Origin of the sequence: Rhodococcus sp. (in: high G+C Gram-positive bacteria) (genome assembly GCF_049286785.1) — a bacterium.
Lineage (GTDB): Bacteria > Actinomycetota > Actinomycetes > Mycobacteriales > Mycobacteriaceae > Rhodococcus_F.
This window is the reverse complement of sequence record NZ_JBAQEO010000401.1, coordinates 1-4912: the sequence shown is the minus strand read 5'-3', so window position 1 is coordinate 4912 and position 4912 is coordinate 1. Positions and strand designations below refer to the sequence as shown.

At 63.9% G+C, this 4912-nt stretch carries 2 protein-coding genes; both read left to right on the top strand.

Annotated features, from left to right (window positions below; all coding sequences use genetic code 11):
- A partial coding sequence (locus WAW17_RS15015; protein WP_422333747.1) for an AMP-binding protein occupies positions 1–1049 on the top strand: 1049 nt, incomplete at its 5' end.
- 1076 nt (positions 1050–2125) lie between these two features.
- Positions 2126–4912: amino acid adenylation domain-containing protein (locus tag WAW17_RS15010; RefSeq protein ID WP_422333748.1), on the top strand; the 2787-nt coding region annotated here is incomplete at its 3' end.

The following is a 4912-nucleotide window of genomic DNA, read 5'->3' as shown; positions in this document are numbered from 1 at the left end:
TGTTCTGGTACACGAGCCCGAGTTGGATGATGTGGAACTTCCAGACGTCAGCGCTGCTGGTGGGCGCGACGGTTGTCTGCTATGACGGAAGTCCGTCGTTCCCCACCCCGGATACGCTGTGGGCGTTGGCTTCCCGGCTCGGCGTCACCGTTCTCGGAACGAGCCCGGGGTACGTGCTCGCCTGCGAGAAGGCAGGGGCGGTGCCCGCACGTGATCACGACCTGACGGCTTTGCGTGCGGTGGGCGTCACGGGTTCGACGCTGCCCGCATCCTCGTCGTCGTGGCTGGCCGACAACGTCGGTCGTACCGTTCCCGTGATGTCGATCTCGGGCGGCACGGATGTGGTGTCGGCGTTCATCGGCGGTGCACGGACGGTCCCGGTGTGGCCGGGTGAACTGTCCGCGCCCTGCCTCGGTGCTGCCGTCGACGCGTTCGACGAGGAGGGCAACTCCGTGCGAGGTGAGGTGGGTGAGCTGGTCATCACCGCACCCATGCCGTCGATGCCGGTGTCGTTCTGGAACGACCCGGACGGAAAGCGTTACCACGAGGCTTATTTCGCCGTCTACCCGGGAGTGTGGCGGCACGGCGACTGGATCACGATCACCGATCGCGGAACGGTGAGGATGCACGGGCGCTCCGATTCCACGCTGAACCGCAACGGAATTCGGATGGGCAGCGCCGACATCTATCAGGTGGTGGAGAAGCTTCCGGAAGTCGCCGAGGCTTTGGTGGTGGGGGTGGATCTTCCGGACGGGGATTACTGGATGCCTCTCTTCGTGGTTCTCTCGGCAGGGGCCGAACTCGACGACGGTTTGCGTGAACGCATCAATAATGCTATTCGGGAGGGGGCTTCGCCACGTCATGTTCCCGACGAGATCATCGCCGCTCCCGCTATTCCGCACACCCGTACCGGGAAGAAACTCGAGGTCCCTCTGAAGAGGATCTTCCAGGGGGTGGACGCGAGCCGCGCGGTCGAGCGCAGTGCCGTCGACGATCCCGAACTGCTCGAGTGGTTCGGTGCGCAGGTGCGGACCACGCCGGGAAGCTAGGCCCTTATCGTTACTCACCGGTAGGTGGAGCAACTTTCAGGCCCGCCGAATGTGAGAAATATCCCGACTCGGGTTTCGGGGCGAGTGACGGCGTCGGGCCCCGGCGTGCGTCTGGTGAGGGATTTCGCGCGTGCTGGAGAGCGTATCCGTGGCACCTGCACGATATGACCGTTTTGAGACCCGCGCGCGCCTTTGGTAGACACGGTGGTTGGCAAACTGCGTTCAGAGGGGCAGAAAGGGTGAGAGGCTGCGAGCAATCGGCTGATCGTTTCGCACCGAGGGGGAGTGTTGGTCGGGAGGTGGTGTGCACGAATGCAGACGCAGCCGTTGTGGAAGTCCGAAATTACCGACCTTGGGTACGGTCTTTCGATCTCAGGTATACCGCAAACCCGAATTGTGTTCTCGCTGAGGGCGGATCTGCGCGTCATCATGGAATCCCACCGCGATTCTGGAAGTATCGATGCGCGGGCAGGTCGCACTCGTGTCGTAACGGTCGCGGGGCCGGGGCCGATACACCCCTCGGCGCTGTTCAGGCTGTAATGCAGCAGGAAATCTGTCACCGATGGGTCAGAGTAAATGGGTACGAGCGATGGGTAGGAGGTCGGGAGCAATGACGACGGTGCGACACCCAGCTTTCGTATCCACGGCAGAACCGATTGACTGCCCGAATGGTGACGAGCACCGATTGGGTGGCCGCTTGTTGGATCGATGAGAGAACGGAGCCACGTATGAACCCGCTGACCACAAGTGGTTCGGGATGCAAGAACCTTGGAGTGTCGAACGGCTCGGGCAATCGGGTTTCGGACGATCGTCGGGCATCGACTTCGAGTGTGGTGGGACTCTTCGATCAGTGCAGGTCGATCCTCGATTCGTGCGCATATCCACAGGCCGCCGATTCGAATCCACAAGGCCCGTTCATGTGATGGCTTTCATCCGAATACCGGCCGACGGCACAGGTCGTCGGCGCAGAGGCATGAATCATCAGTGACGCCGGCGGCAGTACGCCGCCGCGCTCGAGAACGGAGTAATCCTTGAGGTCGGGACAGGCAGCGGGCAGTGACGGTGCTCCTGAAGGAATCTTTCCGCTCTCGGCTGCACAGCGAGGCATCTGGTTCGCCCAGCACGCAATGGGTGACGTGCCGCTGGTCATCGCTCAGTACATCGAGTTGCGCGGTCACATCGATCTCGATCTGCTGACGGAGGCGAGCGACCGCACCGGGCGGGAGTTCGGCTCCGGATTCCTTCGTCTCGTGGAGATCGACGGAGTGCCGTTCCAGTACGTCGACAAGACTCTCGAGGACGCGATCACGTTCGTCGACTTCCGTGCGGGCGACGACCCCGTCGGTGCCGCCGAGACGTGGATGCGGGGTAACTACAGTGCCCCTGTCGACCTTCTCGAGGATCGGCTGATCGTTGTCTACCTGCTCCAGGTAGCCGACGACCACTACTTCTGGTACAGCCGTATCCACCACATCGCCCTCGACGGCTTCGGTGCGATGGCTCTCGTTGCCAGGACTGCCGAGATCTACACGGCCCTCGTGGCCGGTGAGGAGCCGCCGGCCTGCCGCGCCGAGGACCTCGTCCGCATCGTCGAGGACGAGCAGCGCTACCGCAGTTCCGAACGCTTCGTCAAGGACCGCGAGTACTGGGCGGAACGCACCGCGCACCTCCCCGAGGCGCCGAGCCTTGCGGGGCGGGCCGCCATGGTGGGCCGGTTCGCACGAGTCGCCTCCGACGCCCTGCCCGAGTCGACCGCAGCCCTGCTGAACGAGGCCCTGGGCGGCAGCAACTCCAGCTCGGCGCCCGTGGTGGTCGGGGCTTTCGCCGCATACCTGGCTCACATGACGGACAGCAACGACGTCGTGCTGAGCCTTCCGGTCTCGGCCCGCACCACTGCAACGTTGCGTCGCTCCGGTGGCATGGTGTCGAATATCGTTCCGCTCCGGCTGCACATCACGCCCGAGATGACCGTCCCGGAACTGGTCCGGAGCGTCCAGCTCGAGCTGACCGGCGCGCTGCGCCGCCAGCGTTACCGGCATGAGGACATCCGCAGAGACGCCGGTGCACCTCAGGGTCAACGCGGGTTCTTCGGTCCGTCCGTCAACATCATGATGTTCCACAGCGAGATCAAGCTGGGATCAGTCACCGGACATCAGAACGTCCTCACCACAGGTCCGGTCGAAGACCTCTCCGTGAACATCTATCAGGGTGTTGCCGGCAGTAACATCCACATCGATTTCGAGGCTAATCCCAATCTCTACTCGAGTGAGGAACTGAGCCGGCACCACACTCGGTTCTTCGAGTTCTTCGAACGGTTCCTCGAAGCGGGCGACGACACGCCGGTTTCCGACGTCGCTGCGATCAGCGACGTCGAACGTGACCAGGTGGTCTCCGGATGGAACGGCGAGACGGTGTCCCCGCCACACGGCACGGTTATCGACCTGTTCGACTCTCAGGTTGCACGTGCGCCGGAGGCTACGGCGCTGGTCTTCGAGGGCGAAACACTGACCTATGCGGAGTTTGACGCGCGCGTCAATCGGCTCGCGAGAGTGCTGATCGGCATGGGCGTCGGGCCGGAGACAAAGGTCGTGCTCGCCATTCGCCGGTCGATCGACTCGATGGTGGCGGTGTATGCCGTCCTGAAGGCGGGCGGGGCGTACGTCCCGCTCGATCCCGACCATCCTGCCGACCGAACCGTCCATGTCCTCGACAGCGCGCGTCCGCTGTGCATTCTGACCGTGGCACGCGACCGTCTCGATCTCGCCACCGACCACCGAGTGGTGGAGATCGACCGGCTCGAGCTCGCGGATGTCTCTGCCGCCGCGATCACCGACGCCGACAGGCCGGTGGATCTGCGGCCGACAAACCTCGCGTACGTCATCTACACGTCGGGATCGACCGGTCGGCCCAAGGGCGTGGCGGTGAGTCACGCGTCCGTCCTGAATCAGGTCACGTGGATCTCCGATCGGTATCGACTCGACTCGCGCGGCGTGGTGTTGCAGAAGACCCCTGTCACGTTCGACGTGTCGGTGTGGGAGCTGTTCGCGCCTCTCGCGTCCGGCTCACGTCTGGTGATCGCCGCGCCCGAGGGGCATCGCGATCCCGTCTACCTCGCCGATGTGATCGCCCGAGAGGGAGTGACGGCGACGTCGTTCGTGCCCTCGATGCTGTCCGTCTTCGCCGCCGCAGCCGACCGCACCCAGCTCGCCGGCCTGCGCACCGTTCTCGTTGCAGGCGAGGCGTTCCCGCCTTCCCTCGCCGCATCGTTCCGTTCGGTGTCCGATGCCGAATTGCACAACCTGTACGGACCCACCGAGTTCACGGTGCATGCAACCGCCGGTGAAGTCGACCCAGCATGTCAGCAGGTCGTGCCCATCGGAACTCCGGTGTGGAACACCGAGGCGTACGTGCTGGACGGTCATCTGCGACCTGCACCGATCGGATCCGCGGGCGAACTGTACCTTGCCGGTGTCCAATCGGCCCGTGGGTACGAGGGCAGACCAGATCTCACCGCCGAACGATTCGTGGCCAGCCCCTTCGCTGCCGACGGGTCGCGGCTCTACCGAACCGGTGACCTCGTCAGGTGGCGGACGGACGGAAGTATCGAATACCTCGGCCGCACCGATTTCCAGGTCAAGGTTCGCGGTCTCCGGATCGAACTGGGCGAGATCGAAGCTGCCATGTCGTCCTACCCGCATGTGGCGCAGTCGGTTGCAATCGTTCACGACAGCCCGCTCGGCCAGCGACTCGTGGGGTATGTCGTTCCCGAATCGGCTTCGGATGTCGACGTGAAGTCGCTGATCGCACACGTCGGGCGATCCCTGCCCTCGTACATGGTCCCGGATGCCGTCACGGTGTTGTCC